The 23,808-nt window shown below is 71.4% G+C and carries 28 protein-coding genes; 6 read left to right on the top strand and 22 right to left on the bottom strand.

Annotation, left to right across the window (positions count from 1 at the left end):
* Positions 1 to 26: 26 nt before the first annotated feature.
* Together eccD and mycP are read left to right on the top strand one after the other, a co-directional pair.
* The gene (eccD, locus tag G6R20_RS04100; protein ID WP_163375611.1) at positions 27 to 1,544 is read left to right on the top strand and encodes a type VII secretion integral membrane protein EccD; all 1,518 of its coding nucleotides are present in this window, start codon (positions 27 to 29) and stop codon (positions 1,542 to 1,544) included.
* Positions 1,541 to 2,971, top strand: coding sequence for a type VII secretion-associated serine protease mycosin (gene mycP / locus G6R20_RS04095; RefSeq protein ID WP_163375610.1), 1,431 nt, complete (start codon positions 1,541 to 1,543; stop codon positions 2,969 to 2,971). The genes eccD and mycP overlap by 4 nt, the downstream gene beginning before the upstream one ends.
* A gap of 9 nt (positions 2,972 to 2,980) precedes the next feature.
* On the opposite strand, the gene eccB is transcribed toward mycP, so the two are convergent.
* On the bottom strand, positions 2,981 to 4,423 hold the full coding sequence (gene eccB / locus G6R20_RS04090; protein ID WP_163375609.1) for a type VII secretion protein EccB: 1,443 nt from the start codon (positions 4,421 to 4,423) through the stop codon (positions 2,981 to 2,983).
* A 148-nt stretch (positions 4,424 to 4,571) separates the two neighbouring features.
* On the opposite strand from eccB, the gene G6R20_RS04085 reads away from it, so the two are divergent.
* Complete coding sequence (locus G6R20_RS04085; RefSeq protein ID WP_096907069.1) at positions 4,572 to 6,236, top strand: type VII secretion protein EccE; 1,665 nt, start codon at positions 4,572 to 4,574, stop codon at positions 6,234 to 6,236.
* Here the strand turns inward: G6R20_RS04085 and G6R20_RS04080 are convergent.
* Positions 6,190 to 7,275: a DUF695 domain-containing protein gene (locus tag G6R20_RS04080; protein ID WP_096907068.1), complete on the bottom strand. Its 1,086-nt coding sequence runs from the start codon at positions 7,273 to 7,275 to the stop codon at positions 6,190 to 6,192. The two genes, G6R20_RS04085 and G6R20_RS04080, sit on opposite strands and share 47 nt — an antisense overlap.
* A gap of 164 nt (positions 7,276 to 7,439) precedes the next feature.
* Between G6R20_RS04080 and G6R20_RS04075 the strand changes: the two genes are divergently transcribed.
* Together G6R20_RS04075 and G6R20_RS04070 are read left to right on the top strand one after the other, a co-directional pair.
* The gene (locus tag G6R20_RS04075) at positions 7,440 to 8,600 is read left to right on the top strand and encodes an NAD(P)H-binding protein (protein ID WP_096907067.1); all 1,161 of its coding nucleotides are present in this window, start codon (positions 7,440 to 7,442) and stop codon (positions 8,598 to 8,600) included.
* The gene (locus G6R20_RS04070) at positions 8,597 to 9,316 is read left to right on the top strand and encodes a CPBP family intramembrane glutamic endopeptidase (RefSeq protein WP_240341253.1); all 720 of its coding nucleotides are present in this window, start codon (positions 8,597 to 8,599) and stop codon (positions 9,314 to 9,316) included. Before G6R20_RS04075 ends, G6R20_RS04070 begins: the two co-directional genes overlap by 4 nt.
* Here the strand turns inward: G6R20_RS04070 and truA are convergent.
* On the bottom strand, positions 9,313 to 10,251 hold the full coding sequence (gene truA / locus G6R20_RS04065) for a tRNA pseudouridine(38-40) synthase TruA (RefSeq protein ID WP_163375608.1): 939 nt from the start codon (positions 10,249 to 10,251) through the stop codon (positions 9,313 to 9,315). The genes G6R20_RS04070 and truA overlap by 4 nt on opposite strands.
* A 77-nt stretch (positions 10,252 to 10,328) precedes the next feature.
* Here truA and G6R20_RS04060 point away from each other — a divergent pair, with 77 nt between their 5' ends.
* Positions 10,329 to 11,270 carry an SGNH/GDSL hydrolase family protein gene (locus G6R20_RS04060; RefSeq protein WP_096907065.1) on the top strand — a complete coding sequence of 314 codons (942 nt, stop codon included), beginning with the start codon at positions 10,329 to 10,331 and terminating at the stop codon, positions 11,268 to 11,270.
* Positions 11,271 to 11,410: 140 nt separating this feature from the next.
* Here the strand turns inward: G6R20_RS04060 and rplQ are convergent, their stop codons facing one another.
* The 19 genes from rplQ to rplN form a co-directional block, all read right to left on the bottom strand.
* Positions 11,411 to 12,007: a 50S ribosomal protein L17 gene (rplQ, locus tag G6R20_RS04055; RefSeq protein WP_067716624.1), complete on the bottom strand. Its 597-nt coding sequence runs from the start codon at positions 12,005 to 12,007 to the stop codon at positions 11,411 to 11,413.
* Positions 12,008 to 12,041: 34 nt separating this feature from the next.
* A complete protein-coding gene (locus tag G6R20_RS04050) occupies positions 12,042 to 13,076 on the bottom strand; it encodes a DNA-directed RNA polymerase subunit alpha (RefSeq protein ID WP_067716627.1) in 1,035 nt (344 codons plus the stop codon).
* 106 nt (positions 13,077 to 13,182) lie between these two features.
* Entirely contained in the window at positions 13,183 to 13,788 is a 606-nt protein-coding gene (gene rpsD, locus G6R20_RS04045) for a 30S ribosomal protein S4 (protein WP_067716630.1), read from the bottom strand.
* Between the two features lie 22 nt (positions 13,789 to 13,810).
* Positions 13,811 to 14,218 carry a 30S ribosomal protein S11 gene (rpsK, locus tag G6R20_RS04040; RefSeq protein WP_067716633.1) on the bottom strand — a complete coding sequence of 136 codons (408 nt, stop codon included), beginning with the start codon at positions 14,216 to 14,218 and terminating at the stop codon, positions 13,811 to 13,813.
* The gene (gene rpsM, locus G6R20_RS04035; RefSeq protein WP_067716635.1) at positions 14,218 to 14,586 is read right to left on the bottom strand and encodes a 30S ribosomal protein S13; all 369 of its coding nucleotides are present in this window, start codon (positions 14,584 to 14,586) and stop codon (positions 14,218 to 14,220) included. The genes rpsK and rpsM overlap by 1 nt, the downstream gene beginning before the upstream one ends.
* Before the next feature lie 166 nt (positions 14,587 to 14,752).
* On the bottom strand, positions 14,753 to 14,974 hold the full coding sequence (gene infA / locus G6R20_RS04030; RefSeq protein WP_005140011.1) for a translation initiation factor IF-1: 222 nt from the start codon (positions 14,972 to 14,974) through the stop codon (positions 14,753 to 14,755).
* 171 nt (positions 14,975 to 15,145) lie between these two features.
* The gene (locus G6R20_RS04025; RefSeq protein ID WP_163375607.1) at positions 15,146 to 16,426 is read right to left on the bottom strand and encodes a lipase family protein; all 1,281 of its coding nucleotides are present in this window, start codon (positions 16,424 to 16,426) and stop codon (positions 15,146 to 15,148) included.
* Between the two features lie 119 nt (positions 16,427 to 16,545).
* On the bottom strand, positions 16,546 to 17,349 hold the full coding sequence (map, locus tag G6R20_RS04020) for a type I methionyl aminopeptidase (protein ID WP_163375606.1): 804 nt from the start codon (positions 17,347 to 17,349) through the stop codon (positions 16,546 to 16,548).
* Positions 17,350 to 17,357: 8 nt separating this feature from the next.
* Positions 17,358 to 17,903: an adenylate kinase gene (locus G6R20_RS04015; protein WP_069388736.1), complete on the bottom strand. Its 546-nt coding sequence runs from the start codon at positions 17,901 to 17,903 to the stop codon at positions 17,358 to 17,360.
* A gap of 48 nt (positions 17,904 to 17,951) precedes the next feature.
* The gene (secY, locus tag G6R20_RS04010) at positions 17,952 to 19,274 is read right to left on the bottom strand and encodes a preprotein translocase subunit SecY (RefSeq protein WP_067716644.1); all 1,323 of its coding nucleotides are present in this window, start codon (positions 19,272 to 19,274) and stop codon (positions 17,952 to 17,954) included.
* 205 nt (positions 19,275 to 19,479) lie between these two features.
* A complete protein-coding gene (rplO, locus tag G6R20_RS04005) occupies positions 19,480 to 19,929 on the bottom strand; it encodes a 50S ribosomal protein L15 (RefSeq protein ID WP_067716646.1) in 450 nt (149 codons plus the stop codon).
* 2 nt (positions 19,930 to 19,931) lie between these two features.
* The gene (gene rpmD, locus G6R20_RS04000; protein WP_067716649.1) at positions 19,932 to 20,114 is read right to left on the bottom strand and encodes a 50S ribosomal protein L30; all 183 of its coding nucleotides are present in this window, start codon (positions 20,112 to 20,114) and stop codon (positions 19,932 to 19,934) included.
* 2 nt (positions 20,115 to 20,116) lie between these two features.
* Positions 20,117 to 20,773, bottom strand: a complete 657-nt coding sequence (rpsE, locus tag G6R20_RS03995; RefSeq protein WP_067716652.1) for a 30S ribosomal protein S5 — start codon at positions 20,771 to 20,773, stop codon at positions 20,117 to 20,119.
* 43 nt (positions 20,774 to 20,816) lie between these two features.
* Positions 20,817 to 21,212 carry a 50S ribosomal protein L18 gene (gene rplR / locus G6R20_RS03990; protein ID WP_067716997.1) on the bottom strand — a complete coding sequence of 132 codons (396 nt, stop codon included), beginning with the start codon at positions 21,210 to 21,212 and terminating at the stop codon, positions 20,817 to 20,819.
* A gap of 2 nt (positions 21,213 to 21,214) precedes the next feature.
* The gene (gene rplF / locus G6R20_RS03985) at positions 21,215 to 21,751 is read right to left on the bottom strand and encodes a 50S ribosomal protein L6 (RefSeq protein WP_067716654.1); all 537 of its coding nucleotides are present in this window, start codon (positions 21,749 to 21,751) and stop codon (positions 21,215 to 21,217) included.
* A 12-nt stretch (positions 21,752 to 21,763) separates the two neighbouring features.
* Complete coding sequence (gene rpsH, locus G6R20_RS03980) at positions 21,764 to 22,162, bottom strand: 30S ribosomal protein S8 (RefSeq protein ID WP_067716657.1); 399 nt, start codon at positions 22,160 to 22,162, stop codon at positions 21,764 to 21,766.
* A gap of 273 nt (positions 22,163 to 22,435) precedes the next feature.
* Complete coding sequence (gene rplE, locus G6R20_RS03975; RefSeq protein WP_067716660.1) at positions 22,436 to 23,008, bottom strand: 50S ribosomal protein L5; 573 nt, start codon at positions 23,006 to 23,008, stop codon at positions 22,436 to 22,438.
* A 2-nt stretch (positions 23,009 to 23,010) separates the two neighbouring features.
* Entirely contained in the window at positions 23,011 to 23,325 is a 315-nt protein-coding gene (gene rplX, locus G6R20_RS03970) for a 50S ribosomal protein L24 (protein ID WP_007628110.1), read from the bottom strand.
* 1 nt (position 23,326) lies between these two features.
* Positions 23,327 to 23,695: a 50S ribosomal protein L14 gene (gene rplN, locus G6R20_RS03965; RefSeq protein ID WP_007628112.1), complete on the bottom strand. Its 369-nt coding sequence runs from the start codon at positions 23,693 to 23,695 to the stop codon at positions 23,327 to 23,329.
* Positions 23,696 to 23,808 lie beyond the last annotated feature (113 nt).

Here is a 23,808-nt window from a genome sequence, read left to right as displayed (position 1 = left end):
TCCGGGCGGGATCGGGAGGATCTGGAGTGTCGCAACGCAGTGGGATCCGGGAGGCCGCGGCGGGCGTCGAACCCCTGGACCAGCGTCGGGTGTCGATCGTGTGCCGCTCCACCCGGGTGGACCTGAGTCTGCCCGCCCACCTCGAGTTGGTCGCGGTGATCCCCGAGGTCGTGGACCTGATCCGGGAGCACATCCGCGCGGTCGCCGGTCCGGCCTCCGGCGTCGATGTCGACGCCCGGATGGGCGGCGACACCGGCGGGTCCTGGCAGCTCTCCCGACTCGCCGGCGGGCCCCTGGCGGTCTCGGAGACGCTCGCGCAGCAGCGGGTGCACGACGGGGAGATCCTCGTCCTCGACCACCGCCCCGTCCCGACGCCGGCGCCGCTCTTCGACGACGTCCTGCAGGGTCTCACCGAACCGGACGTGGCTCGCTCCCCCACCTGGGACCGGCGCGACGCGGTCACCACCGCGACCGCGACGGCGGCGGTGGTGGCGGCTGCGGCCACGGTGGCGCTGGTGCGCCAGTGGACGACCGGAGGCGGGCCCGCGGTCCCCCTGGTCGCGCTCCTGGCCGCCCTGCTCGGCCTGGCGGCCGTGGTGGCTCTGCGCCGCACCCCGGCGCCCGGCGCGGCCCACGCGGTCGCGGGGGCGTGCGCGGTCGGGTTCACCGTGCTGGCCGGCGCCACCGTCGGGGGCCCGCCCGGCGGGGCCGGCCACCTCGTGGGCGGGCTGGCCGCCGGAGCGGTCCTCGCGGGCGTCCTCCGGTGGACCGTGTTCCGCCCGGGTCCGCACACGTACGCCACGGGCGCCGGTTACCTGGCCGCGGCCGTCTCACTGGCGGCCGGGGCGGTCGGCTCGACGGTGGTCGCCACGACCCGCGTCCCGGCCGCGGCGGCGGGAGCCGGGGCCGTCCTCGTCGCGCTCGTGTTGCTCACCGCCGCGCCGCGGATCGCGGTCTGGGCCGCCCGGATCCCCATCCCGCCCGTGCCCGCCCCCGGCGAGGACGTCGAGGCCGGGGACCTCGAGGAGATCGACCACGACGTGCGGGGCCGGGCCGGCGGGCCCCTGCCGACCCCGGACGTGCTGCGGCACCGGTTCCACACCTCGCGCTCATGGCTCACCGGCCTGCTGGCGGCGGCGGGGGCGGTCTGCACCATCGGGTCGCTCACGTCCCTGACCGGGAACGCCGGTGCGACCCGCTGGGCGGCACCGCTCGCATTGGTCCTCATCGTCGTCCTGGTGCTGCGCGGCCTCGGCTACGCGGACCGCGTACACACCGCCGTGCTGCTCGCGTCCGCGCTCGTCCTCACCGCCGGGGTACTGGTGGGCGCGGGGATCACCGTCGCGTCCCCGGTGGGCGTGGTGGTGCCGGCGGCCGTCGCGGTGGCGGCGGCGGTCGTGGTGGCCGCCTCGGTGGTACCCCACGTCGACCTCTCGCCCGCCGCCCTGCGGGCCGTGGGCGTGATCGAGGCGATCGGGATCTGCGTGGTCGTCCCCCTCGCCGTGGGCGCGATGGAGGTCTACTCGCTCGTCCGGCAGCGATGAGGATCCGACGCACCTCCGACACGAGCGGGGGCGGGCCCGGGTCCCGCGCCGCGCACAGTGCAGCCGCGCCCGGGGCCGCCGCCGTACTGCTGGTCGCCGTCCTCGCCGGGCCGCTCTCCGGGGCGCCCGTCGCGGCCGCACTGGAGCCCCCGGCGATCGATGGACCGGTCCCGGCGGCCACCGGGCTCGACGCCGGCCCCCTGCGCCTGGACGGCCCCTGCCGGACCACCGCGGCCTTCCTCGATCCCGGGGTGTCGCCCCCGTCCGCCACGGCGGCCGAGCTGGGCGGGGCCTGGATCCACGGCCGCGGCGAGGGGCAGGTCGTGGCCGTGATCGACACCGGCGTCAACCCCGGTCCACGCCTTCCCCGGGTACGGGGCGCCGGCGACGTGGTCCCCGGTCGCGACGGCACCGAGGACTGCGACGCACACGGCACCCTGGTGGCGGGAGTGCTCGCCGCCACCGAGGACGAGACCGGACACTCGGGGGTCGCGCCCGGGGTCGAGATCGTCTCCATCCGCCAGTCCAGCAGCGTTCTGCGCCCCGAGGCCCGTGACCGGAGCCGCGGACCGGACGGCCCGACCGTCGGTGCCGGGGTCGGCACGCTGTCCTCCCTGGCCCGCGCGATCCGGGCCGCCGTCGATGCGGGCGCGGACGTCATCAACATCTCCGAGGTGGCGTGCGTGCCGGCCGGCACGGTGCTCGCCGACGCGACCCTCGGCGGCGCGATCCGCTATGCCGCCGTGGACCACGACGTGGTGCTGGTCGCCGCCGCCGGCAACGTCGGCGACGCGTGCGGGGACCAGAACCCCGGTGCCGCCGACCCCTCGGTTCCGGGCGACGACGGCTGGGGCGACGTGGTCACCGTCGCCTCCCCCGCCTGGTACGACGAGCACGTCCTCACCGTCGCCGGCGTCGACGCCGACGGCGCCCCCGCCGACTTCTCCCTGCGCGGCCCGTGGGTGGACGTCGCCGCGCCGGCAGTGGGCCTGCGGTCCGTCGGTGCGGACGGGGCCGGGGTGTCCGACGTCGTGGTGGCCGGGGACGGGTCGCGCACGCCCGTCACCGGGACCAGCTTCGCCGCGCCGTTCGTCGCCGGCACCGCCGCGTTGGTCCGGCAGGCCCACCCCGGGCTCACGGCACGCCAGGTGATCGCGCGGATCGAGAACACCGCGATCCCCGCCGCCGGCGGGCACGACTTCGCGGTGGGGCACGGAGTGGTCGACCCCGTGGCGGCGGTGACGGGGGTTCGCAGGATCGGACGCCCCGCGCCCGCGACCACCGCGATCGCCGCACCCCCGGCCGAGCCGGGCCCTCCGGGTGCCGGCGTCGGCGCGGCCGTGGCGGCGGGTTCTCTCGCTCTGGGAACGATCGCCCTCGTCGTCGTCCTACTCCGGCCCCGCGACGACCGGGACACCCGGGCCTGACCCCGCGGGTCACCCGGCCGCGGTGGCCTGTCCCACGACCTCCGCGTCGACACCGTCGCGAGCGACCAGCGCCGCCCCGCGATCCAGGCGCGGCCCGGCCGGGAGCCGGTCGAGGACACCCCCGTCCACCGGCACCGGCGTCCCGCCCAGTCCCAGCATGGCGGCGGTCGGGGCGTCGGGGACGTCGAACCTCACGCCGGTGTCGGAGACGATGGTCGTCACGGCACTGCGTGTGGTCGTGCCGCGGCCCGTCGCCGCCACCAGTAGCCCGCCACCCGGGATTCCCACCGCGTCCACCGCGGGCCCGCCCCCGTCGGCCCCGGCCACCTCCCGCACGTCGCCCGGGCCCGGGGCGGTCGCCCCCGCCACGAGCGTGACGCGACGCGTGGCGGAGTCCCTGCTGCCCCCGTCGCGGACGCACAGCACCGGTGAGCCGGCGGTGTCCAACACCGTCGGGCGCCGGCCCGGGAACGCCTCGGTGTCCAGCGCGACCGACCTCGGCACACCCATTCGGTCCGGCGGCACCCTGACGACCGACCCGACCGTCGACGTCGACCGGATGACGTCCGCCAGCACGGGCCCCACCTCCTGTACCCCGTCCGCCAGAGCCACGTGGGTGCGCGTGCCGGTGGCCGTGTCGACGGTGAACACCTGCCCGATCCGGAGCCCGTCCAGGCCGTAGTCCACCGGCTCACCGGCCATGTCGATCACCGGGCGACGCACCGGGTCGACCTCGGGCAGCGGATCCACCAGCGCCGCCGTGACCGGGCGCGGGTCGACCCCGGCCAGGCCGAGGATCGACAGCAGGTCCCCGTCCTCCAGATCGATCCGCGCGCGGGTGCCGTCGCGCAACAGCCAGCCGGTCCCGTCCTGATCGGCCAACACGACCTCGTCGGCGCCCGTGTCCCGGCCCGGCCCGGCCTCCTCGCGGGCGACGATGCTCGTGGCCGTGACGCGCGGGCGTCCGCGCTCGGCGTCGGCCACCTCGTCACACACCGTCCACGACACGGCGGCCGCGGCACCGGCGTCGCGGTGGGCGGGCAACGCGGACGGTGCCCCGGGGATGCCGAGCAGTCCGCCCCGCGGCGTGCCCGCGACGTCGGAGTCGCGCACGGTGCGGGGCTCCGCGGGCTCACCCAGAACGAGCCGCGCCGACGCGAGATTGTGGACGGGGTGGACGGTCTCGCCGGCGCGGACGTACATCTGACCGGAGTCCCGTCCCACCATGATCGTCGTGGCGCCGACGTCCGGGGCGGGGTCGAGCAGCGCCAGCACCGCGGCCCCGGCGACCCCGATGACGGCGCCGACCACACCCACCGTCAGTCCGGTGGTCTGGCGTTTGAGGGGGTCGTGCAGCATCCGGACATCGCGGGCGACCACGGCATGCCGGGCCCGGCGGGTGAGGAAACGGTGTCCGTCCACCTGCGCCCTGGTCGTCGGTTTGAGCGGCACGGCCCCGGCTCCCTCCCCCGATGTGACACCACCGCGACCGGGGGCACCGGGGGTAGGGTACGCCACGATCCGGCCCCCGTGGCCGGTCTTCCGAGGCCGCCGACCGGGCGCGGCCGGGGTGTCGCGGGCGTCGCGGAGGGGCGGGGATATGACGGCGGTTCCGACCTTCGCGGGACTGTCGGCCGTCCTCCTCACGACACTCGTGCTCACCGTGGTGTGTCCGCCGTCCTGGCAACCATGGGTGCAGTTCCTCGTGGCCGCGCTGGTGGCCGCCGTGATCACCGCGCGGCGCGCTGGGCGGCCACTGGTGGCGCGCGAGCGGGCCCCGCGGCGGCGGTCCGTGGACGTGGTGGACCTCGTCGCCCCCGACCGATCGACCGTTGGGTGCGTCGAGGGTGACCGGGTCGTCACCACGGCCGTCGAGATCTCGGCTGGCGCGCTCGTGGCCACCGAGGTGGGGCACGACGACCCGGCCGACCACCGCGGCGTCCGCCTGCCCCTGGCCGTCGTGGCGCGACAACTCGACCAGGGTGGGGTGGTCCTGGAGGGGATCGACGTGGTGGTCGACGGTCGCCGTGCGGCGGACGGCGACGACGGCGAGGTCTACGACTCCCTGGTCGGGCCGCTGGCTCTGATCTCGCACCGGCGCGTGCACCTCCTGGTGCGGTTCGATCTGGCCCGGCTGGCGACGGGGACGGGTTCTGCCTCGTGGACCGCGGGAGCGGGCGCCTTGCTGGAGCAGGTGGTCGCGGTGGCCACGGAGCGGCTGCGGCGCGCACTGGTCCACCACGGGGTGCCGTGCCGCGTCCTCGACGCCGCCGAGCTCGCCGAGGTCTACCTGGACGCCGAGGCCGACCCGGGGCCCGGGACGGGGCTGGTGGTCCGGCCGTCGGCGGATCCACGGGCCGTGATCGACGGGCTCACCGCCGTCCGGGCGGCCCGCCTCACCGAGGTCGTCCGGTTGCGACGGGTGGAGGGGCGCGACGACGTGGTGGACATGGTCACCACGGTGGGCCTGGCCGGGGTGTCGGAGCGGGGGGTGGCGGGTGGGATCCCGCCGACCGCCACCGCCGCCTGCCACCCGCTCCCGTCGGGGCGGGTGTCGCCCGTACCCGGCGAGACCCTGCCCGATGCGATCGCCGGATCCCTCGCCCGGCGGGCGGTCGACGATCTCTCCGACCTCGCTCCGCCCGCCCACGGCTGCGGCCAGATCCTCGGCGCGACCCGCACCGGCGCCGCAGCCGCCATCCAGCTCGCCGGCCCCCACCTGCGGTCGGTGCTGCTCGCCGCCCGGCCCGCCGTCTGCCGGCAGGTCGCGTTCCGCGCGGTCGCGGCCGGGTACCGGGTGGCCGTGGTGACCGATGTCCCCGACCGGTGGAGCCCGCTGACCGCGATCGGTGACGAGACCCGCTACCGGATCGTCGACCCCGATTCCTCCGACGTGGGTGCCCCTGTCGACGCCGTGATGTGGGACGTCGACGGCCCGCTGACGGAGGGCAGGATCGACGCGCTCGCCGGGCCGGGCGGCCCGGATGTCACCCCGCCCACCGTCATCCGGGTGGACGCCGACTGGGAGCTGCGCGGCACCAGCCGCCTGTCCTCGGCCGCCGCGACACCCGATCTCGTCCTGGACGGTCGGATCGACGGGTGGATCTCCGTGGAGCCGCGGGACGGCGAACCCCGCCGCGTCTCGGTCGTGGCGGGGCCGGGCGAGGACCCGTTCGTCGGGCCGCTCGCGTCACCGGACGGTAGCGCGACAGACGGTCTCACACCCTCAGGTGCTGCACCTTCCGCCACCCCGGATCATCGGTGACGGTGACGGACACCTCGCCCTGGTCCCACCCGGACGCGGCCACCCGCAGCTGCTCGTGCGCCGGGGTGGTGGAGTCCACGTAGAAGTGCAGGAGGCGACGGCCGTCGCAGCTCTCCGCTCCGACGCATTCCCCGTTGCCCTCGAGGCGCTCGACCAGGTGGTCCTCCAGGTCCCGTAGGCCCGGCAGGGACAGGGACCCGGGCAACCCGCCGTCCTCTACATCCGTATACGGGACGTGGACCGCGACGTGGCGGTCGAACTCCGGCGCCGACAGCGCGACCAGCGGGACCCGGACCACGGCCACGAGCGGTCCGCGGCCCGTCTCCCCGTGGAGGATCTGCCACGCCGGGTCGCCCAGCTCATCGGTGTTGTCCGCCGCGAGCTCGCAGAGGATCTCCGGCAGTTCCCAGAGCGGGACCGCCTCGATGCCGGGCGCGGTGGCGTTGGCCCGGATCAGTCCGACCCAGGTCTCCACCTGCTCCTCTCCGCACAGCGCGTCCAGCAGCAGGTATGCGGCGATCCCCAGGTCCGCGCCGGACAGCCCGGTGAACGCCGGGTGGTGCACGGTGACGTCGGCGCGGGACAGGCCCAGGTCCACCACCACCTCCGCCTGGTCGAAATCCAGCCGGTGGTCCCGGAAGTACATCGCGCAGCCCCGCACGGGCTCGCGCAGGTCGGCGAAGGACCACGACTCATCGGCGTCCGGCGCCGCCGCCAGCCACCGGCGCGCGGCACCACGCAGCTCGGGGACCCCGGCCGCGGTAACGGTGAGGCGGTGCGGTCCGCCCTCACGAGCCGGGACGAACTCCCACGACAGTCGCGGGTCGATGGCCTCGATGAGCGAGGTGATCTCCGGAACCACCCGGCGGGCGTCACCCGAGTCGAGCGCTGCCGTCGCGCGGCGCCTGCCGCCCTCGGCCCACCATCGCCAGAAGGTGGTCACGGCCCGGTCCGACCGCAGCCGGGCCGTCTCGACACGGACGCCGGAGAAGTCCAGCGACCGCGAGAGCTGCCGGGGTCGCGCCGCTCGAATCGCCATCTGTTCTCCTCCCGTCACCGCGGTCCTCGTGAACATGTCTCCACCCCAGTATCCGGATAACCCGACGATCGTGCCCGCGCCGACACACCCGCCGGGTGCCGAGCGGGCACTCCCGGGGCCTGAAGCGGGTGCGCCTGCGCGCCCACGCTGGCAGTGTCGTGGGTATGACCACCCCACATGATCTGGCCCGGCTCTCCTCCGGTACGCCCGAGGGCACGGAGCCGACGCGGCGGCCCGGCCCGCAGCTCCGTCCCGGCCACGACGGCCGGAGCGGCCCGCGGGTGCTCGTGATCGGCGCGACCGGGTACATCGGGTCGCGTCTCGTTCCCCGGCTACTGGCCGACGGCGCCGAGGTATCCGTGCTGGCCCGGACGCCGAAGCGCCTCGACGACGTGCCGTGGCGCGACGAGGTGACCATCCACTCCGGCGGCCTCGGGGACGCCGACGCGCTGCGCTCCGCCCTGCGCGACGTCGACGTCGCCTGTCACCTCGTGCACTCGATGGGTGACTCCAAGGACTTCGAGCGGGAGGAGCACGAGACCACCGAGGCGTTCGTCCGGGCCGCCGAGGAGGCGGGCATCGAGCGCATCGTCCACCTGTCCGGCCTCCACCCGGAGGACGAGACGGACCTCTCCCCGCACCTGCGCTCCCGAGCCGACGTCGCCCGGATCATGCTGGAGTCCACCGTTCCCGCGCTCGTGATCCAGGCCGGTGTCGTGATCGGGTCGGGCTCCGCCTCGTTCGAGATGATCCGCCACCTCACCACCCGCTTGCCGGGGATGGTCACGCCCAAGTGGGTCAGCAACCGGATCCAACCCATCGCCGTGCGCGACGTGGTGCACTACCTCGCCGCGGCCACCACGGTGCCCCTGGAGGGCGACCTCGCCCGCGGACGGGCCATCGACGTGGGCGGCCCGGACGTGCTGACGTACGGCCAGATGATGCAGATCTACGCCGAGGAGGCCGGCCTGCGCCGCCGCCTCATGGTCCCGGTCCCCGTCCTCACGCCCAAGCTGTCCTCCCTGTGGATGGGACTGGTCACCCCGCTCGAGCCCGGCCTGGCCAAGCCCCTGGTGGAGTCGCTGCGCTGCGAGGCCGTGGTGCTGGTCGACGACGCCGACGAGGTGCTCGGACCCCCACCCGGCGGGCGGACCAGCTACCGGGACGCGCTTCGCGAGGCCCTGCGTGTCCCCCACGGCCCGGCCCGCCCGCCGCTGTGGGACGGGGCCGACCCGCTGGACGATCCCGCGCGCCTGCTGCCCTCGGACGCCGACTGGGCCGGGGTCCGCCCGCCCACCATCGGGCGTGTGCGCGGCGGGCGATGAGCGACCAGCGAGAGGCGCCCGCCTCGCCCACCCACCGGTACCTGCGGGCGCTGCGATCGGGCGAGATGGACACCGCGCCCTCGCGGCCGGGCCGGAGGCGTGTCCTCGTCGTCGTCGTCACCCTCGTCGTCGGCGCGGCGGTGAACGCGTGGGCGCTACGGATACCCGCCGGCGACGCCATGTTCTACCCCGCCACCGCACTGCTGGCCGCGGTGTGGCTCGGCGGGGCGTTCGCCTCCGGGCCGATCCGGGTGGGCTGCGAGCCGTACCGGCCCCGCCGGCCCGTCCTGTCGTCGGTGCTCACCGCCGCCGCGCTCGCCGTGGTGTTCTGCCTCGGCGGGCTCGTGGTGGCGAGGATCGAGCCGCTGCGCGACCCCGTCGACGCCCTGCTCGACCACGCCACCGTGGGCAACCTCGTCCTGGTGGCACTCCTCACCGCGGTCAACGGCGTCGCCGAGGAGTGCTTCCACCGCGGCGCCGTGTACTCGGCCGTCGCCAACCTGCGGCCCATCCTCACGACGACGGTGATCTACGCGACCGTCACCGCCACCGCGGGGATCCCACTCCTCGTCCTCGCGGCCGTCATCCTGGGACTGGTCACCGCCGTCCAGCGGCGGGCCACCGGCGGAGTGCTGGGCCCGGCGATCACCCACGTGGCGTGGTCGATGGTCATGCTGTTCGCCCTGGGCCCGATCCTCGACGCGGCGCCGGTCTAGTCCCCACAGCAGCCCGCGCCGGACCCCGTCCCGGACGCCGCGCCCGGCCCGGCTCCGTCATCGGTGCCCGCCGCCCCGCCCAGCCCCGGCCGCACCTCGCGGGTGACGAGGTTGCGCGCCGCCAGGTCGTCGTCAGCCGGGTAGTCCACCCCCACCAGGGCGAGTCCGCACGCCGGCGCGACCGGAACCGCGGATGACCGCTCGGTCTCGGTGAGCAGCCCGCTGATCCAGTCGGGGCTGCGCCGGCCCTCCCCCACGGCCATCACGGCGCCCACGAGGCTGCGCACCATCGACCAGCAGAACGCGTCCGCACTCACCGACGCCGTCCACACCTCGGCGGCCCCCGGCGCGTCCTCGCCGCGCGGGTCCGGCTCGGCACGCCAGTCGAAGCGTTGCAGCTCACGGATGGTGGTGGCGCCCTCCCGGCGACGGCAGAACGCGGCGAAGTCGTGTAGCCCCAGCAGCCGTTCGGACGCGTCGCGGACCGCGTCGAGGTCGGCGCCGCGCTGCCAGGCGGCGGTGTCGCGGGCGCGGGTCGGCTCGGGCCCCCACGGCGCCGTGGTGAGGCGGTACTCGTAGTGCCGGCGCAGCGCGGAGAACCGGGCGTCGAACGCGTCCGGGACCCACCGGGCGTCCATCACCGCGATGTCCGCCGGCAGTAGCCGCGCGAGCCGACACACGAGCGCCTCGGGGCGTCCCTCCAGCGAGCGCTGGTCCAGCCACTGCGGGTCCACGTCGAGATGGCACACCTGCGCTCGCGCGTGCACCCCGGCGTCGGTGCGACCGGCGACCGTGAGGACGACGGGATTGCGCAGGATCTTCGCGAGTTCGGCCTCGAGCACCCCGCACACGGTCCTCAGCCCGGGCTGGCGCGCCCAGCCGGAGAAATCGGTGCCGTCGTAGGCGACGTCCAGGCGGATCCGGCGAATGCTCACGGCCTACAGACGCTAGACCACCGCCGCGCGTGCCCGCCACACCGCCCGCCGCGGGCCGTTCCGGCACGATGGGGACCATGTCCACGTCCCCGTCCCCGTCCCCTTACCGCGCCGCGCTCCTCGCCGTCGGCGCGGCCGTCGCCCTCGCCCTGTCCTCCTGTGCCCCCGGCGACGACGACGAGGCCCCGCCCGCCGCGGCCGGTGCCGCCGCCACCGGCACCACCACCACCGACACCACCAGTACCGACACCGCCAGCGAGGCCGGGCCGGCGATCGGGAGATACGTGGCGCTGGGCGACTCGTTCGCCGCCCTGGGCCCGACCGGCGCCCCCACGAGCGGGCCGGCGGGGTGCCTGCGTTCGTCGCTCAACTACCCGTCGGTGCTCGCCGAGCAGCTGGACGTCGCCGAGTTCGTGGACGTCACGTGTGGCGGCGCGAGGACCGTGGACATGACGGTGCCCCAGATCGCGCAGACACCACCGCAGTTCGATGCCCTCACCGCGGACACCGACCTGGTGACGCTCTCCATCGGCGGCAACGACATCGGGTTCGGCGCGATCGCCGGGTGCGTGGTGCAGACGCCCAGGGCCACCGACGGGGCGCCGTGTCGCGAGCGGTTGGACGCGGGGGTCTCGTCGTCACTCGAGGGGCTCGGGGCCCGTCTCGACGCGGTCCACGCCGGGATCCGGGAGCGGTCCCCCGCGGCCCGCATCGTGGTGACCGCGTACATGCCACTCGTACCGCCGGACGGCGGCTGCGACTTCACCGAACGCGTCAGCCCCGGCGACGTCACCTGGACGCGGGCCGTCACCGACCGGGTCAACAGCGCGGTGACCGACGCGGCCGTCCGGGCCGGCGCCGAGATCGTCGTCCCCGACGACGCCGGGGAACGCCACGCCTGCGCCCCGGCGGACGAGCGGTACACCAGCTTCACCGGTGCGGAGACCGGCTCGCATCCGATGCACCCGACCGCGGCCGGCCAGCGCGCGATGGCCGCGGCGGTGGCAGACAGACTCTGACCCCACCGCGCCTGTGCGCCCGCGCCTGGAATCCCGATCCCACGCGCCGATCCCACGCGGCCACCCCGGATCGACGACGAGGGCCCCGCCACCGCGTGATGCGGTGGCGGGGCCCTGACGGCGTGATCCGATGCTGGCGATCAGGCCTTGTCGGCGTCCTCGCCCTCGGCGTGCGTGGTGTCCTCGGACACGGCCTCGGCGGTCTCTTCCGCGGCGTCGACCTGTGCGTCGTCGGCGGCCTCGACCTGATCGGCGATCGGGCTGTTGGCCTCGGCCTCGGCCGTGACGTCGTCGGTGGACTCCGCGGGGGCCGCGGCCGGCGCGGTGGCCGCCTTGGACGCCGCGGCGCGGGTGGCGCGCGAGGCCTCGGCGGAGGCGAGCTCCTCGGTGACGAGCGCGATCATCGCCATGGGCGCGTTGTCGCCCTTGCGGTTCTCGAGCTTGACGATCCGGGTGTAGCCACCGTCGCGGTTCGCGACCCGGGGGCCGATCTCGGCGAACAGCTTGTGCAGGACGTCCTTGTCGCGGATGACCTTGGCGGCCTCACGACGGTCGGCCAGCGTGCCACGACGCGCCTTGGTGATGAGCTTCTCCGCGTAGGGGCGCAGCAGCTTCGCCTTGGTCTCCGTGGTGCGGATCGCGTCGTGCTCGAACAGCTGGGTGGCCAGGTTCGAGAGGATGAGCCGCTGGTGGGCGGCGGATCCGCCGAGGCGGGCGCCCTTCTTGGGCTTGGGCATCAGATTCTCCTAGGAATGGTGTTCCGGGCGCTCGTCAGAGCTGCTCGGTCTCGGCGTAATCCTCGCCGCCCTCGTCGGTCCACGTGCCGGTCTCGGCGTCGTAGCCGGCGACCGAGGCGGGATCGAATCCGGGGGGCGCGTCCTTGAGGGACAGGCCCAGCTCCACGAGCTTGACCTTGACCTCGTCGATCGACTTCTGTCCGAAGTTCCGGATGTCGAGCAGGTCCGACTCACTGCGGGCCACGAGCTCGCCCACGGTGTGGACGCCCTCGCGCTTGAGGCAGTTGTAGGACCGGACCGACAGGTCCAGGTCGTCGATCGGCATACCGTAGGCGGCGATGTGGTCGGCCTCGGCCGGGCTCGGCCCGATCTCGATGCCCTCCGCCTCGTCGTTGAGCTCACGGGCGAGGCCGAAGAGCTCGACGAGGGTCTTGCCGGCGGACGCCAGGGCGTCCCGGGCGGTCATCGAGTTCTTGGTCTCGACGTCCAGGACCAGACGGTCGAAGTCGGTGCGCTGGTGCACACGGGTAGCCTCGACCTTGTAGGTCACCTTGAGCACGGGCGAGTAGATCGAGTCGACCGGGATCCGGCCGATCTCGTGGCCCGCGTCCTTGTTGAGCCCGGCGGGAACGTAGCCGCGGCCACGCTCGACGACCAGCTCGATCTCCAGCCGACCCTTCTCGTTGAGGGTGGCGATGTGCAGGTCCGGGTTGTGCACCTCGACGCCGGAGGGCGGGACGATGTCACCGGCGGTGACGGCTCCCGGACCCTGCTTCTTGAGGTACATGGTGACCGGCTCGTCCTCGACGGACGAGACGACCAGGCCCTTGAGGTTGAGGATGATGTCGGTGACATCCTCCTTCACGCCAGGCACGGTGGTGAACTCGTGCAGGACGCCCTCGATGCGGATGCTGGTCACGGCCGCGCCCGGGATGGACGACAGCAGCGTGCGCCGCAGCGAGTTGCCGATGGTGTAGCCGAAACCGGGCTCGAGGGGCTCGAGCACGAACCGCGAGCGGTTCTCGGAGACGACCTCCTCGGTGAGGGTGGGCCGCTGGGAGATGAGCATGTGCTACCTCTTTCGATTCTCGACGCCCGCTATTTGACGCCGTGGGAACCCACCGTCGCCGGGCGGGCCGCGGTGTGCGGCCCGCCCGGCGACGAGGGGGGACAGATCACTTCGAGTAGAGCTCGACGATCAACTGCTCCTGCAGCGGCACATCGATCTGCGCGCGCTCGGGGAGCTGGTGGACGAGGACCCGCAGGGTCGTCGGGACGACCTGCAGCCACGCCGGGACGGGACGCTCGCCGAGGGTCTCCTGGGCGATCTCGAACCAGTCCATCTTGGTGGACTTGGGACGGACGTCGACGATGTCGTACTGCGAGACCCGGTAGCTCGGGATGGTGACCTTCTGGTCGTTGACCAGGAAGTGACCGTGGGCCACGAGCTGACGGGCCTGGCGACGCGTCCGCGCGAGACCCGCGCGGTACACGACGTTGTCCAGTCGCGACTCGAGGATCTGCAGGAGGTTCTCACCGGTCTTGCCGGCGCGGCGGTTCGCCTCCTCGTAGTAACGACGGAACTGCTTCTCCATCACGCCGTAGGTGAAGCGGGCCTTCTGCTTCTCCTGCAGCTGGGTGCGGTACTCGGACTCCTTGATCCGCGCGCGGCCGTGGTGACCGGGCGGGAAGGGCCGACGCTCGAATGCGGTGTCTCCACCCACGAGGTCCACGCCCAGACGGCGGGACTTGCGGGTGACGGGGCCGGTGTAACGTGCCATGATTTAGTGCGTTCCTTCCGGCTCAGACTCGACGCCGCTTGGGCGGACGACAGCCGTTGTGGGGCTGGGGGGTGACATCGGAGATCGTGCCCACCTCGAGGCCGGCGGCCTGGAGCGAGCGGATCGCGGTCTCACGTCCCGAGCCGGGGCCCTTGACGAACACGTCGACCTTCTTGACGCCGTGCTCCTGCGCCTTGCGGGCCGCGTTCTCGGCGGCGAGCTGGGCGGCGAAGGGCGTCGACTTGCGCGAGCCCTTGAAGCCGACGTGGCCGGAGGACGCCCATGCGAGGACGCCACCGGACGGGTCGGTGATCGAGACGATCGTGTTGTTGAACGTGCTCTTGATGTGGGCCTGGCCCAGGGGCACGTTCTTCTTTTCCTTGCGACGGCCCGTCTTCTTGGGGCCCGCAGCGCGTGACTTGGGGGGCATTACTTCTTCTTTCCGGCGACGGTCTTCTTCGGACCCTTACGGGTACGGGCGTTGGTCTTGGTGCGCTGTCCACGGACCGGCAGGCCACGGCGGTGGCGCAGGCCCTGGTAGCTACCGATCTCGATCTTCCGGCGGATGTCGCCCTGGACCTCGCGGCGGAGGTCACCCTCTACCTTGTAGTTGCCCTCGATATCGTCACGAAGGACGGTCAACTGCTCGTCGGTGAGGTCCTTGGTGCGCAGATCCGGGCTGATGCCCGTACGCCCCAGGATCTCCAGCGACCGGGTGCGACCGATGCCGAAAATGTAGGTGAGCGCGATCTCCATGCGCTTGTCGCGCGGGAGATCAACGCCGGCTAGACGTGCCATGTGGCGTTTCTCTTTCGTCGTGCGGTAGGTCTGCTCCCCGACCGTCCCCGTTGTCGGATGGTCATCTCACGATGAGCAACCGTCCGGGGCCCCGGCCTCCGCTTCCGAGGGTGTGATCCCGCCGGCCCCTGTGGGGCTCGGCGGCTGGTGCGGGGAGTTGAGCGTCTTACTTGTACCGGTAGACGATCCGGCCGCGGGTCAGGTCGTAGGGCGAGAGCTCCACGACCACGCGGTCCTCGGGGAGGATGCGGATGTAGTGCTGCCGCATCTTCCCACTGATGTGTGCGAGGACCTTGTGCCCGTTCTCGAGTTCGATGCGGAACATTGCGTTCGGCAACGGCTCAACGACACGGCCCTCGACCTCGATGGCTCCGTCTTTCTTTGCCATGCTGGTTACGGTCCTCCACGATTCCCCGGGTGACGTCTACCGGATTGTCGGTGCACTGGTGGGCACACCGACGTATAAGCCTACGTCAGGTGATCGATCTGCGCCAATCGGGCACCGACAGGGCCCTCGCCGCCCGCTCGGCGTCCCCTCGGCGGTCCCGGTGACCGACGGTCAGACGTAGCAGGCCCGCCCCGCGGGCACCCCGTCGAAGCGCTGCTGGAGCCAGTTCATCGCAGCGGGCAGTTTCTCCACCGCGCCCATGAGGTGCTCCGGCGCGAGTCCCGGCTCCCACGTCAGCGGCGCGCCCTCTCGGCAGTACCGCTTGGCGGTCTCCTCCGCGTCCCAGAACGGCACGAGCGGGTCGGTCCCGGAATGCCACATGAACACCGGGACCCGGGGCACGTCCGGGCTCTGACGGATGCTGTTCTCCGCGAACGCCCGCATCAGCCCCTCCTCTGCCAGGAGGTCGCCTCCCCGGAGGACCATCGGGACGGACCGGAACGCCCCGACCGTCAACAGGGTCGCGGTGCAGCGCCCCTTCAGCTGGCTGTAGAGCGCCCACCCGTCCGGCGTGAGCTTCTCCTCGAGCCGGATCGCCTCCGGGTACTCCCGCGCCATGCCGACAGCCGCGGCGAACGCCAGGCCGAACGCCGGGTGCGGCCAGTTGCCGACCATCCGCGCCATCGTGGTCATGTCGGTCGGGACACCGCCCTGCGCCACCCCGACCAGATTCACGTCCGGGGCGTAGTCGTCGTGCAGGAGCGACACCCACGCGCTCGCGATGCCGCCCCCGGAGTAGCCGAGGGCGCCGAACCGGCTGTGCCTGGAATCGAAGCGGGGGTCGTCCCGCACCGCACGCATCCCGTCCAACACGATCCGGCCCGACAACTGACCGCCGGGATAGGCGACCTTCGGACCGAGGTGGTCCGGGATGATGACCGTCCATCCCTGGTCCAGACGCGTCCGCAGGAAGACCATCGCGTTGTCCTGCACGGTCTCCAGCGTCGGGTGGACGAGGGTCTCGGTGGGCGCGCATCGCTGTCCGAGCGCATTGAGGTAGTGCTGGTAGCTCAACACCGGACCGTCGGGGCGGGCGTGGTGCGGCCGGACGACCGTCGCGGTGGCCAGTAGCGGCCGATCGCGGGAGTCGGTCGACCGGTAGGCGATCTCGGTGACCCGGTATCCGAGGAACGCCGGCATGGTCACGTCCCGGGAGTTGATCACCTCACCGAGAGGGGCGTCCGCGAGGTGTTGCGGATCCGCGTGATAGAACGGCCCCGGCTGGGGATCCGCCTCTATCGACCCCGCGCCCCCCTCCATCACCGACTGGGCGGTGGAGGGGGCGACGCCCGGGCCCGAGATGTGGACGAGGGCGACAGCGAGCGTCACGACCAGCGCGACGGCTCCCCGTACGACTGAGCGACGCGCGACGGACTCCTGCTCAGCGAGCATGCCGGGACCTTTCGAAGCATATGTTCACTACCGGCACACACTGTAACCCGGTGTGGGCGACCGTCAGCGGTCGACCCGCTCCGATCCCCCGGAGTGGCGACCCCGGTCGCGGTGCGTCCTCAGCTGCGCGGGCGGGGCGTGAGGATCCGGGGGCCGTCCGCCGTCACGGCGACCGTGTGTTCCCAGTGCGCCGCCGGCGACCCGTCGACGGTGACGACCGTCCAGTCATCGGACAGGGTCCGGGTGTCGGTCTCACCGCCCAGCACGAGCATCGGCTCGACCGCCAGGACCGAACCCTCCTGCAGCCGGGGGCCGCGTCCGGGCTTGCCCTCGTTGGCGAGGAACGGCCATTCGTGCATTTCGCGGCCGATCCCGTGGCCCCCGAAACCGTCGACGATGCCCAGGCTGACGCCGTGACGCTCCTCCGCCCTCCGCGTCGCCACCTCGAGGGCGTGCGAGACGTCGGTGAGTTTGTTCCCGGGCAGCATCGCCAGGATGCCCTCGTCGAGGACCTCCCGCGTGGCGTCGTTGAGGGTCGCGACCTCCGGGGCGAGAGTCCCCACCCCGAACGACCACGCGGAGTCCCCGTGCCACCCGTCGAGGATGGCGCCGCAGTCGACGGAGACGAGGTCCCCGTCCCCCAGGACGGTGTCGGGCCCGGGGATCCCGTGCACCACGACGTCGTTGACCGAGGAGCAGATCGATCCCGGGAACCCCTCGTACCCCTTGAAGGACGGCACGGCCCCGGCGTCCCGGATCAGTTGCTCGACGACCTCGTCGAGGTCACCGGTAGTGGCACCCGGGACAGCGGCCTCACGGGCGGCGATCAACGCCCGTCCGACGATACGACCGGCCGCCTCCATGGCGTCCAACTCACCCGGGGTACGCGCGGTGACCACGCCCTTGCGGGACCGTCCGAACACGGCGGGCGTCAGCGACCCAGCGCGGCGAGCGCGCGTGCGTTGATCTCGTCGACCTCACCGACGGCGTCGATGCTCTTGACCTCACCGGCGTAGTACTCGAGCAGCGGGGCCGTCTCCGATCGGTAGACCGACATGCGGTTCCGGATGACGTCCTCGGTGTCGTCCTCGCGCCCACGGGCGAGCATGCGCTTGACCACGGTGTCGTCGTCGACCTTGAACTCCAGGACCGCGTCGAGGGTGTGGCCGGCCTCGCCGAGCATCTCCTTGAGCGCGTCCGCCTGCGCTGCACTGCGGGGGTATCCGTCCAGGAGGAAGCCCTCGGTGGCGTCGGGCTCGGCGATGCGCGCGGCGACCATGCGGTTCGTCACCTCGGCGGGGACGAGGTTGCCGGCGTCGATGTAGCTCTTGGCCTCCTTCCCGAGGTCGGTGCCCTGGGAGATGTTGGCGCGGAACAGATCACCGGTCGAGATGTGTGGGACGCCGAGCTTCTCCGAGAGCAGAGCAGCCTGGGTGCCCTTGCCGGCTCCGGGAGGGCCGAGGAGGACGAGACGCATGGTGGGGACCAGCCTTTCTACAGTTGGTGTGCTCGGACGAGGCCGCGCCTACTTGAGGAAGCCCTCGTAGTTGCGCTGCATCAGCTGCGCCTCGACCTGCTTCACGGTATCGAGGCCCACGGAGACCATGATGAGCACAGCGGTGCCGCCGAACGGCATGTTCTGCAGATCTCCACCCCCGCTGCCCATGTCGAGGAAGACGTTGGGGAGTACCGCGATCAGACCGAGGTACAGCGAACCGAACAGCAGGATCCGGTTGAGGACATAGCCCAGGTATTCGGCCGTCGGGCGGCCCGGGCGGATGCCCGGGATGAACCCGCCGTACTTCTTCATGTTCTCGGCCTGCTCCATCGGGTCGAACTGGATGGCCACGTAGAAGTACGCGAAGAAGATGATGAGGGCGAAGTACAGGAGGATGTAGCCCCAGCTGGAGGGGTTCTGCAGGTACTGCATGACGTACCGCTGCCAGAACCCGTCGCTCGACGGCTCGGGCCCCTGGATCAGCTGGGTGATGAGGATCGGCACGTACATCAGCGACGACGCGAAGATCACCGGGATGACGCCGGCCTGGTTGACCTTGAGCGGCAGGTAGGTGGAGGTGCCGCCGTACTGGCGACGGCCGACCATGCGCTTGGCGTACTGGACGGGGATCCGGCGCTGACCCTGCTCGACGAAAACGACGGCGACGACGATGAGGACGACCGCGAACATGACGGCCGCGAACTTCATGGTCGACGAGTTCTGGTAGATGTTCACGCCCTCGGCCGGGATGCGGGACGCGATGCCGGCGAAGATGAGCAGCGACATCCCGTTACCGACGCCACGGTCGGTGATCAGTTCGCCGAACCACATGACGAGTGCGGCGCCCGCGGTCATGACGATGACGATGGTGAGCAGCGTGAGGATGTTGTCGTCCATCAGGACGGACTGGCCGTTGCCGAGGAGCTGCCCCCGGTCGGCCAGCGCGACGATGCCGGCGGACTGCAGGACGGCGAGCGCGATGGTGAGATAACGCGTGTACTGTGTCATCTTCGCCTGGCCGGACTGCCCCTCCTTCTTCAACTGCTCGAAGTACGGGATCACCACCGTGAGCAGCTGGACGATGATGCTCGCGGTGATGAAGGGCATGATGCCGATCGCGAAGACCGACAACTGCAGCAGGGCGCCACCGGAGAAGAGGTTCACCAGGGAGAACAACTGTGCGTTGTCCCCGGTCATCGCCGTGTCGAGCAGACCCCGGAGCTTGGGGTAGTCGACGCCGGGCGACGGGATCTGCGCGCCGATCCGGTAGAGGATGATGATCCCCAGGGTGAAGAAGATCTTCTTCCTCAGGTCCCGGTCCTTGATCGCGGACGCGAGTGCGGAGAGCACATGTCCTCCTGGTCGTGGTCGGCCGTTGGCCGCCGGTCGTCGAAAGCAGATGCGCCGGGGGAAGTCGGGCCGACCTTCCGGCGGGCGCCGACCCCGAAACGCACAACGGGAAAACTCTATCAAGACGAGCGCAGGGGCCGGATCCGAGACTCTCGGACCCGACCCCTGCACCCGTCATCGACCCGTGAACGGGCCGGGCGGGGTATCAGGCCCCGGCCTCCGACACGCTTCCGCCGGCGGCCTCGATCTTGCTCTTGGCCGAGGCGGAGACCTTGTCGGCGGTCACGGTGACGGCCACGGAGATGTCCCCGTCGCCCAGCACCTTGACCGGCTGGTTCTTCCGGACCGCGCCCGCGGCCACGAGCTCGGACACGCCGACCTCGCCACCCTGCGGGAACAGCCGCTGGATGTCGGACACGTTGACGACCTGGAAGACGACCTTGTTGCGGTTCTTGAAGCCCTTGAGCTTCGGGAGCCGCATGTGGATCGGCATCTGGCCGCCCTCGAACGCCGCGGGGACGTTCTTACGCGCCTTGGTGCCCTTGGTACCGCGGCCGGCGGTCTTGCCGCGCTTGCCGCCCTCGCCGCGACCCACACGGATCTTCTCGGCGTGCGACCCGGGAGCCGGGCGCAGGTGATGCAACTTGATAGTCATTCTCACTCCGTCTCTTCGACCACGACGAGGTGGTTCACGACGTTGATGAGACCCCGGGTCTGCGCGTTGTCCTCACGCACGACCGTCTTCCGGATGCCCTTGAGGCCGAGCGTACGCAGGGAGTCCCGCTGGTTCTTCTTGGTCCCCACGGTCCCGCGGACCTGGGTGATCTTGAGGCTAGCCATGATCAGGCCCCCTGTCCGGCACGCGCACGGAGCATGCCCGCGGGCGCGACGTCCTCGATCGGCAGGCCGCGACGAGCCGCGACCTCCTCGGGACGATGCAGACCCTTGAGCGCCGCCACGGTCGCGTGGACCACGTTGATGGCGTTGTCCGACCCCAGAGACTTGCACAGGATGTCGTTGACTCCGGCACACTCGAGCACCGCGCGAGCGGCGCCACCGGCGATGACACCGGTACCCGGCGAGGCGGGGCGGAGCATGACGACGCCGGCAGCAGCCTCACCCTGGATCGGGTGGGGGATGGTGGAGGCGATGAGCGGAACGCGGAAGAAGTTCTTCCGTGCCTCCTCCGATCCCTTCTGGATCGCCGCCGGCACCTCCTTGGCCTTGCCGTACCCGACGCCGACCATGCCGTTGCCGTCACCCAGGATCACCAGGGCGGTGAAGCTGAAGCGCCGACCACCCTTGACGACCTTGGAGACACGGTTGATGGTGACGACGCGCTCGATGTACTGCGACTTCTCCTCGTCGCGGCCGCGACGATCGTCGCGACCCCGGCCACGACCGCGGTCTCCGCCGCGGCCCTGGGCGTTGTCGGTGGTGGTCTTGTTGTCTGCGGCGGGGCCGTTGCTTCCGCCGTCACGACGCTGACGTCCCGGCATCAGACGGTCCTTCCGTTAGCGAACAGTGCAGTGGTGTTGGTCATCAGAACTCCAGCCCACCCTCGCGGGCGGCGTCGGCGAGGGACGCGATCCGGCCGTGGTACTTGTTGCCACCACGGTCGAACACGACGGCGTCGATGCCGGCGGCCTTGGCGCGCTCGGCCAGGAGCTGGCCGACCTTCGCGCTGCGGGCCTTCTTGTCGCCCTCGAGGGAGCGCACATCCGCCTCGATGGTGGAGGCTGCGGCCAGCGTGTGGCCGGCCAGATCGTCGATGATCTGGGCGTGGATGTGACGCGAGGACCGGTTGACGACCAACCGCGGACGCTCCGGCGTACCGGAGACCTTCTTGCGGAGTCGGTAATGGCGCCGGGCGCGACCCTCGCGACGTGCGGTGGAGACATCGGTGCCCAGCGGTGAACGCTTCTTGGTGCTGCTCATGATCACTTACCCGTCTTTCCGACCTTGCGACGGACCTGTTCGCCGGCGTAGCGGATGCCCTTGCCCTTGTACGGGTCGTGCTTCCGCAGTCGCTTGATGTTGGCGGCGATCTGGCCCACCTGCTGCTTGTCGATCCCGGAGATCGAGAACTTGGTCGCACCGTCGACGGCGAACGTGATGCCGTCGGGAGCGGTGACCGGAACCGGATGCGAGTAGCCCAGGGCGAATTCGAGATCCTGGCCCTTGGCCACGACGCGGTAACCGACGCCGAAGATCTCCATGTCCTGCTTGTAGCCCTCGGTGACGCCGACGATCATGTTGTTGACCAGCGAGCGGGACAGGCCGTGCAGTGACCGGTTGTCGCGGTGGTCGTCGGGACGGTTCACCGTGACGGTGCCGTCCTCGATCGAGACCGAGATCGCCCCGGGCAGAACCTGCGAGAGCTCGCCCTTGGGACCCTTGACGGTGACGGTCTGGCCGTCGACCCTGATGTCGACACCGGACGGGACGGTGATCGGAGCCTTGCCGATACGTGACATTTCTCGCCCCCCTTACCAGACGTGGGCGAGGACTTCCCCGCCCACCTTCTTGTTGTTCGCCTGGCGGTCCGTGAGCAGACCCTGGGACGTCGAGATGATCGCGACGCCCAGGCCACCGAGGACCTTGGGCAGTTCGGTGGACTTGGCGTACACGCGCAGACCCGGCTTCGAGATGCGCTTGATGCCCTGGATGCTGCGCTGGCGCGAGGGGCCGTACTTGAGGTCGATGGTGAGCTTCTTGCCCACCTCTGCGTCCTCGACGTTGTAGCCCGCGATGTAACCCTCCTGCTGGAGGATGGCAGCGATGTTGCCCTTGAGCTTCGAATGCGGCATCGACACGGTGTCGTGGTACGCCGAATTGGCGTTACGCACACGCGTCAGCATGTCCGCGATGGGATCGGTCATCGACATGGATGGACCATGTTCCTTTCTCGTAACGGTTCCCATGCAACACGTCCCGTACGGCGACCTGTGGGCCGCCCACGTGACGTCGTGGGCCTATCACGAAGAGTGCGAATGTTCTCTTGTATGGGATCCGGCGCCCCTCGGGGCATCCCGGTGTTCCCGCCGCGGCCGGTGCTCTTCTCACCGGGGCGCGACCAGACGACTGGGCCGTCTGCCCGCCGCCGGGGAACCGCGATGCGGTGCCCCGGCGGGGACGGCCGGTCCGGCCGGTGGAGGAGGTCAGTCCTCCTTGAAGGGGAATCCGAGCTGCTTGAGCAGTGCCCGGCCCTCTTCGTCGTTCGTTGCGGTCGTGACGACCGTGATGTCCATGCCCCGGGGGCGGTCGACCTTGTCGACATCGATCTCGTAGAACATCGTCTGCTCGTTGAGGCCGAACGTGTAGTTGCCGTGGCCGTCGAACTGCTTGCCCGAGAGTCCGCGGAAGTCACGGATACGCGGGAGCGCGACGGTCGTCAGGCGATCGAGGAACTCCCACATGCGGTCGCCGCGCAGGGTGACGCGCGCACCGATCGGCATGCCCTCACGCAGCTTGAACTGTGCGATGGACTTGCGGGCCCGACGGACCTCCGGCTTCTGGCCGGTGATCAGCGTGAGGTCGTTGATGGCGCCGTTGATAAGCTTGGCGTCGCGGGCGGCGTCACCGACACCCATGTTGACGACGACCTTCGCGACGCCCGGGATCTGCATGACGTTGGCGTACTCGAACGTCTCGTTGAGTGCCGGCCGGATCTCGCTGCGGTACTTGTCCTTGAGGCGAGGGGTGTACCCGGAGGGAAGAGCGGTCTCAGTCATGGTCACAGGTCCTTCCCGGTCTTGCGCGAGACACGGACGCGCTTGCCGTTCTCGTCGGTGCGGATTCCGACCCGGGTCGGGGTGCCGTCGGCGTCCACGACCATCACGTTGGACACGTGGATCGGGGCCTCCTGGGTGACGATGCCGCCCGAGGAGGCGCCGCGCTCGGCAGCCGAGTTGGAGGTGTGCTTTTTGATGCGGTTGACGCCCTCGACGAGGACCTTCTCCTGAGCCGGGAAAGCCTGGATGACCTTGCCCTTGGCGCCCTTGTCCTTACCGGAGATGACCAGCACCGTGTCGCCCTTGTGAACCTTCATGTCAGAGCACCTCCGGAGCCAGCGATACGATCCGCATGAACTTCTTGTCGCGCAGTTCGCGGCCGACGGGCCCGAAGATGCGCGTTCCGCGCGGATCGTTGTCGTTCTTGATGATGACGGCGGCGTTCTCGTCGAACTTGATGTACGAGCCGTCCGGGCGACGGCGCTCCTTGGCGGTGCGCACGATGACGGCCTTGACGACCTCACCCTTCTTGACGTTGCCACCGGGGATGGCGTCCTTGACGGTGGCGACGATGATGTCGCCCACGCCTGCGTAGCGGCGCTTGGAACCGCCGAGAACGCGGATGCAGAGAATCTCCTTGGCACCCGTGTTGTCGGCGACCTTCAGCCGCGACTCCTGCTGGATCATGGTTCTCCTGACCAGGTCTGTTCAATGTGTGCCGGATACCGACCCGACACACGCGGTCATGCCACCCGTCGACACGTCGAGACGTGCCAGGTCGGGCAACTGGTCCAGTGTAG

The organism is Dietzia sp. Alg238-R159, from assembly GCF_900537145.1.
Classification (GTDB): domain Bacteria; phylum Actinomycetota; class Actinomycetes; order Mycobacteriales; family Mycobacteriaceae; genus Dietzia; species Dietzia kunjamensis.
Note: the sequence above shows the minus strand (reverse complement) of the source record. Positions and strands in the feature narration are given on the sequence as shown.

Bases quoted from the DNA above. Each gene is read 5' to 3' on its own strand.
- mycP (WP_163375610.1), top strand. From the start codon at position 1,541: ATGAGGATCCGACGCACCTCCGACACGAGCGGGGGCGGGCCCGGGTCC.
- G6R20_RS04085 (WP_096907069.1), top strand. From the start codon at position 4,572: ATGACGGCGGTTCCGACCTTCGCGGGACTGTCGGCCGTCCTCCTCACG.
- G6R20_RS04080 (WP_096907068.1), bottom strand. From the start codon at position 7,275: ATGGCGATTCGAGCGGCGCGACCCCGGCAGCTCTCGCGGTCGCTGGAC.
- G6R20_RS04075 (WP_096907067.1), top strand. From the start codon at position 7,440: ATGACCACCCCACATGATCTGGCCCGGCTCTCCTCCGGTACGCCCGAG.
- G6R20_RS04070 (WP_240341253.1), top strand. From the start codon at position 8,597: ATGAGCGACCAGCGAGAGGCGCCCGCCTCGCCCACCCACCGGTACCTG.
- G6R20_RS04060 (WP_096907065.1), top strand. From the start codon at position 10,329: ATGTCCACGTCCCCGTCCCCGTCCCCTTACCGCGCCGCGCTCCTCGCC.
- rplQ (WP_067716624.1), bottom strand. From the start codon at position 12,007: ATGCCCAAGCCCAAGAAGGGCGCCCGCCTCGGCGGATCCGCCGCCCAC.
- G6R20_RS04050 (WP_067716627.1), bottom strand. From the start codon at position 13,076: ATGCTCATCTCCCAGCGGCCCACCCTCACCGAGGAGGTCGTCTCCGAG.
- rpsD (WP_067716630.1), bottom strand. From the start codon at position 13,788: ATGGCACGTTACACCGGCCCCGTCACCCGCAAGTCCCGCCGTCTGGGC.
- rpsK (WP_067716633.1), bottom strand. From the start codon at position 14,218: ATGCCCCCCAAGTCACGCGCTGCGGGCCCCAAGAAGACGGGCCGTCGC.
- rpsM (WP_067716635.1), bottom strand. From the start codon at position 14,586: ATGGCACGTCTAGCCGGCGTTGATCTCCCGCGCGACAAGCGCATGGAG.
- infA (WP_005140011.1), bottom strand. From the start codon at position 14,974: ATGGCAAAGAAAGACGGAGCCATCGAGGTCGAGGGCCGTGTCGTTGAG.
- G6R20_RS04025 (WP_163375607.1), bottom strand. From the start codon at position 16,426: ATGCTCGCTGAGCAGGAGTCCGTCGCGCGTCGCTCAGTCGTACGGGGA.
- G6R20_RS04015 (WP_069388736.1), bottom strand. From the start codon at position 17,903: ATGCGTCTCGTCCTCCTCGGCCCTCCCGGAGCCGGCAAGGGCACCCAG.
- rplO (WP_067716646.1), bottom strand. From the start codon at position 19,929: ATGACTATCAAGTTGCATCACCTGCGCCCGGCTCCCGGGTCGCACGCC.
- rpmD (WP_067716649.1), bottom strand. From the start codon at position 20,114: ATGGCTAGCCTCAAGATCACCCAGGTCCGCGGGACCGTGGGGACCAAG.
- rpsE (WP_067716652.1), bottom strand. From the start codon at position 20,773: ATGCCGGGACGTCAGCGTCGTGACGGCGGAAGCAACGGCCCCGCCGCA.
- rplR (WP_067716997.1), bottom strand. From the start codon at position 21,212: ATGAGCAGCACCAAGAAGCGTTCACCGCTGGGCACCGATGTCTCCACC.
- rplF (WP_067716654.1), bottom strand. From the start codon at position 21,751: ATGTCACGTATCGGCAAGGCTCCGATCACCGTCCCGTCCGGTGTCGAC.
- rpsH (WP_067716657.1), bottom strand. From the start codon at position 22,162: ATGTCGATGACCGATCCCATCGCGGACATGCTGACGCGTGTGCGTAAC.
- rplE (WP_067716660.1), bottom strand. From the start codon at position 23,008: ATGACTGAGACCGCTCTTCCCTCCGGGTACACCCCTCGCCTCAAGGAC.
- rplX (WP_007628110.1), bottom strand. From the start codon at position 23,325: ATGAAGGTTCACAAGGGCGACACGGTGCTGGTCATCTCCGGTAAGGAC.
- rplN (WP_007628112.1), bottom strand. From the start codon at position 23,695: ATGATCCAGCAGGAGTCGCGGCTGAAGGTCGCCGACAACACGGGTGCC.